5 protein-coding genes and 1 tRNA gene are annotated in these 3,283 nt (G+C 48.8%); 3 read left to right on the top strand and 3 right to left on the bottom strand.

The window, feature by feature from the left end; translation table 11 throughout:
• The 3 genes from MVG27_RS00975 to MVG27_RS00965 form a co-directional block, all read left to right on the top strand.
• Window positions 1-551 (top strand): hypothetical protein (locus MVG27_RS00975; RefSeq protein WP_297555925.1); only part of this gene is annotated, 551 nt, incomplete at its 5' end.
• 42 nt (window positions 552-593) lie between these two features.
• Complete coding sequence (locus tag MVG27_RS00970; protein ID WP_297555923.1) at window positions 594-824, top strand: hypothetical protein; 231 nt, start codon at window positions 594-596, stop codon at window positions 822-824.
• Window positions 825-1,040: 216 nt separating this feature from the next.
• Window positions 1,041-1,358 (top strand): hypothetical protein, encoded by a 318-nt coding sequence (locus tag MVG27_RS00965; RefSeq protein ID WP_297555921.1) that lies wholly within the window; start codon window positions 1,041-1,043, stop codon window positions 1,356-1,358.
• 281 nt (window positions 1,359-1,639) lie between these two features.
• Here MVG27_RS00965 and MVG27_RS00960 read toward each other — a convergent pair.
• The 3 genes from MVG27_RS00960 to MVG27_RS00950 all read right to left on the bottom strand — a co-directional run.
• A tRNA-Glu gene (locus tag MVG27_RS00960) sits at window positions 1,640-1,717 on the bottom strand.
• Window positions 1,718-1,760: 43 nt separating this feature from the next.
• On the bottom strand, window positions 1,761-2,120 hold the full coding sequence (locus tag MVG27_RS00955) for an EamA family transporter (RefSeq protein ID WP_297555919.1): 360 nt from the start codon (window positions 2,118-2,120) through the stop codon (window positions 1,761-1,763).
• A gap of 52 nt (window positions 2,121-2,172) precedes the next feature.
• A partial coding sequence (locus MVG27_RS00950) for a hypothetical protein (protein ID WP_297555916.1) occupies window positions 2,173-3,283 on the bottom strand: 1,111 nt, incomplete at its 5' end.

The raw sequence follows: 3,283 nt of genomic DNA, 5'->3' as shown, positions 1-3,283 counted from the left end.
CGGTGAATCTTGAGGAGTACAGGGAGTGGCTGAAAGAGAACGGCAACTTTGAGGAGGCCAAGGCTCCCGAAGTCATTGAGAGAGTTGTAAAGAGGCACTTGAGCAAACTCAACTGGAAGTCCTACAAAATCGACATAAGTCCTCGCAAGGTCTTCAAGGCCGATGGAAAGCACTATGAGTGTGATGTTGCGGTTAAGCTCACCTGGCAGGCGTGGGACAACAAGACCCGCTCCATGATGATCGGCATAGAATTCAAGGAGTGGGACTTCTCGAAGGTCGTAGAGCAGGCCGTCCACAGGAAGCGGTTCTTTGACTATATGTATATCGCCACTAGGCCAGTCACCCTCGGCCTGTCTTGGAATCCTTATGATTTCGCCCTGTTGATTAAGCATGGCATTGGTTGGGTTTTGTGGAGTGAGGAGTTCGTTTACATCCTGCTCCCGGCCAAGAAGAAGGGTTGGGAGCGGGCGGAGGAGATGGCTGAGAGGATTGAGCGCCTAATGAATTCCCCACTTCAGGAACCTAAGACGATAATGGATTACGTGAGGTGATGATGAATGAGTGAGGGGTTTGATCTCGTCATCAGATTAGACGTGAACGATGAGGGTGAGCCTGGAAGCCTCATATGCTTCGAGTATGGAGGGAAGAAGTGGTGCGCGTACTACATTGAGCCGTGGGAGGTCATGGAGGCAGAGCTTAGAGAGGCTGGCTTCCCGGACAACATTATCGAGTTCATCTACCGCTTCCTCGTGAAGTACGACCGGATTGACTTGCCCGATGAGGAGGAAGATGATGAGGACCTCGAGGAGGCATGGATAATATGAGTGAGTTCAGGGTGAAGGCACAGTTGTGCCTTAATTTTTCCAGATATTTCTCTGACCCGCAAGTAAGGTTATTTAATGGGAACTATTTAAAAGCACAAAAAACTTTGTGCTATATCCTCCACGGACCGAAGAAGAAAAACGGCCTTAGAAACCCCATTTTCCCGAAACGCTCAACTTTTACACAAAAGAATTTGTGCTCACACAAGGGTGGTTGGTATGAGCTGGCTTGATAAGGTAGAGAAGTACGGCATGCTGAGGAGTGAAAAGCTCGTAGTCGAGAACATCCTCAACAAGCTGAAGTACGAGCACGATGGGCAGCTCTTCAGAGGCAACCTCAAGCCCTTCGTCCAGGAAGTGGCCAAAGCTTCAGGGGTGCACACGAACACGGTTTACTACGTGATTAGGCGCCTGAAGGAGTTAGGTATCCTTGAAGAGGCGATAATCAACGGCAAGGACTACATCGTGCTCTCAAAGCGCTTCTCGAGCAGAATGATAAAACTCGGGAGAGAGTATTCCGAGTGGCTCAAAGCCTGAGGTGATTCTCATGACCACAACATCTATATCCTTGGGGCGCCAAACATTTCCGCATGGCCACATGTGGCCATGTGTGGCCACACAAAACGAACCTTGGAGAGTGCTTTATATGCTCCAAAGAAGGCCGAGAAGGCGTAGAATTCCAGTGCATGTTACTTTGGATCAAGAGGTCCTCAAACTCCTAGACAGCGCGACTTATAACAGGTCTCGTTTTATCGAAGACGCCATTTTAGAGAGGCTCTCAATCATAGAAGGGCGTGGGGTCGAGAGAAGCGCATTTATGGTGCCCCGGCCGGGATTTGAACCCGGGGCGCGGGCTCGAAAGGCCCGCATGTTTGACCGGGCTACACCACCGGGGCTTCGATATAAGGGAATGGAGAGCGTTTAAAAATCTTTCGTAGGTCAGTTGATGCCCACGAGTATGCTCCCGATTATTATCAGGCCGACTCCCACCCAGCGGAGGACGTGAACAGGCTCCTTGAGATAGGTTGCCGCGAGAACCACAGTCACCACGTAGGCGAGGTTCAGGAGCGGATACATGAGGCTCGCCGGAAGCTCCGAGAGCGAGAACAGCCACAGGATTGAAGAGAGAGCGTAGAGGACCAGCCCAACAACGGCGTATCTGTTGGTCAGGAAAGCTTTGATGGTGCTGAGGGAAAGGCCCATCCCATTAACGCCCTGGAGGCCGAGCTTGAAGAATATCGGGCTTACTCCGGCGAAGAGCAGGGATAGGGCGAGGCTGAGATACGTCACCGACCTCATGTTACCACCGCAGTTCCTACTCCACTGGATTTATAAACCAAGCGCTGTGGGGTTATGGTGGGTATTCAACCTCAAAAATTGTGGACCATTCATCCTTGAAGACAACCCTCAAATAAGTTGAAATTCTTGAAACGCTGAAGTTGGCAACGCATGCTTTTATCTTGGTGCTCTCTGGATCCGCCGGATCATAGCGCATCCACTTTACATTACAATGAACGCCGTTAGACACCAAATATTTCCTGTATTGGACAGGAACCCAAAGGGGATCCTTAGAAGTCATCCCGTCGATATAAATGTAGTGAACATGATACGATTTGAGCAATTCAAGACTTTTTGTGGTGTCGTTCCCCAATAGGGCGACCATTATATCCGCACTTCTGCGATTATAATCAACAAAGGGTGATGCATGCGTTCTTCTGAAGAGAACTGTTTTCCGCCCGGAAATTGAGAATACCATGAATGAAGACTCATAATTGCTTAAAATCACATCATTGGGAGATGTGTTGCTTAAGATCCACGCTTGAAGATTCTCAAATGGAAACTCCTCAAACCCGTTTTGTGTCCATTTGTTTGAAACGAAATTCGATATCGTCAGCGTGGAAAGCAGAAGTAGGATGATGGCAATTGCCGCAAATGAACGCTCTGTCTTGGGAGAGAAACAGAGGACCCTATCTAAACCAAGGACAAGTAGTAGCCCCATGAGAGCAAAGTGGTAGAGATGCATCTTATACGCTATAAGCGGATCCCCAATGAGTATGAATACGATGCCCGCAGAGAACAGCCCTACGATTGACGAGACCAGAAGTCTTGATGCTATAAATTTCCTGTCTTTAACCATTGAATAAAGTCCAAGCAAAGCAATAAAGGACATGATTGATTTCCACGAGTATGAGATAAAGAAAGTCAGGGTATCCCACGTGAAATTTAGAATGGTGTAGTGCGCCATCACGAGACTTTGGTAAGGATTAAGGGTGTGACCGTGGTACACAAACAACAGTGGTCCCCAATAGAGCATTAGAATGGCAGTTCCGCTCAACAATGGGACTGCCCATTTTTTAATACTTCCCAATTGGGGTTGCTTGAGGAAGTCCCATGCCGCGTTGACCAACAAGACTGCCCCGAACCCAAAAGTCCCAAGTACGTGAGTTAAACCCGAGAGGCCC

This window comes from Thermococcus sp., assembly GCF_027011145.1.
Taxonomy (GTDB): Archaea; Methanobacteriota_B; Thermococci; order Thermococcales; family Thermococcaceae; genus Thermococcus.
Note: the sequence above shows the minus strand (reverse complement) of the source record. Positions and strands in the feature narration are given on the sequence as shown.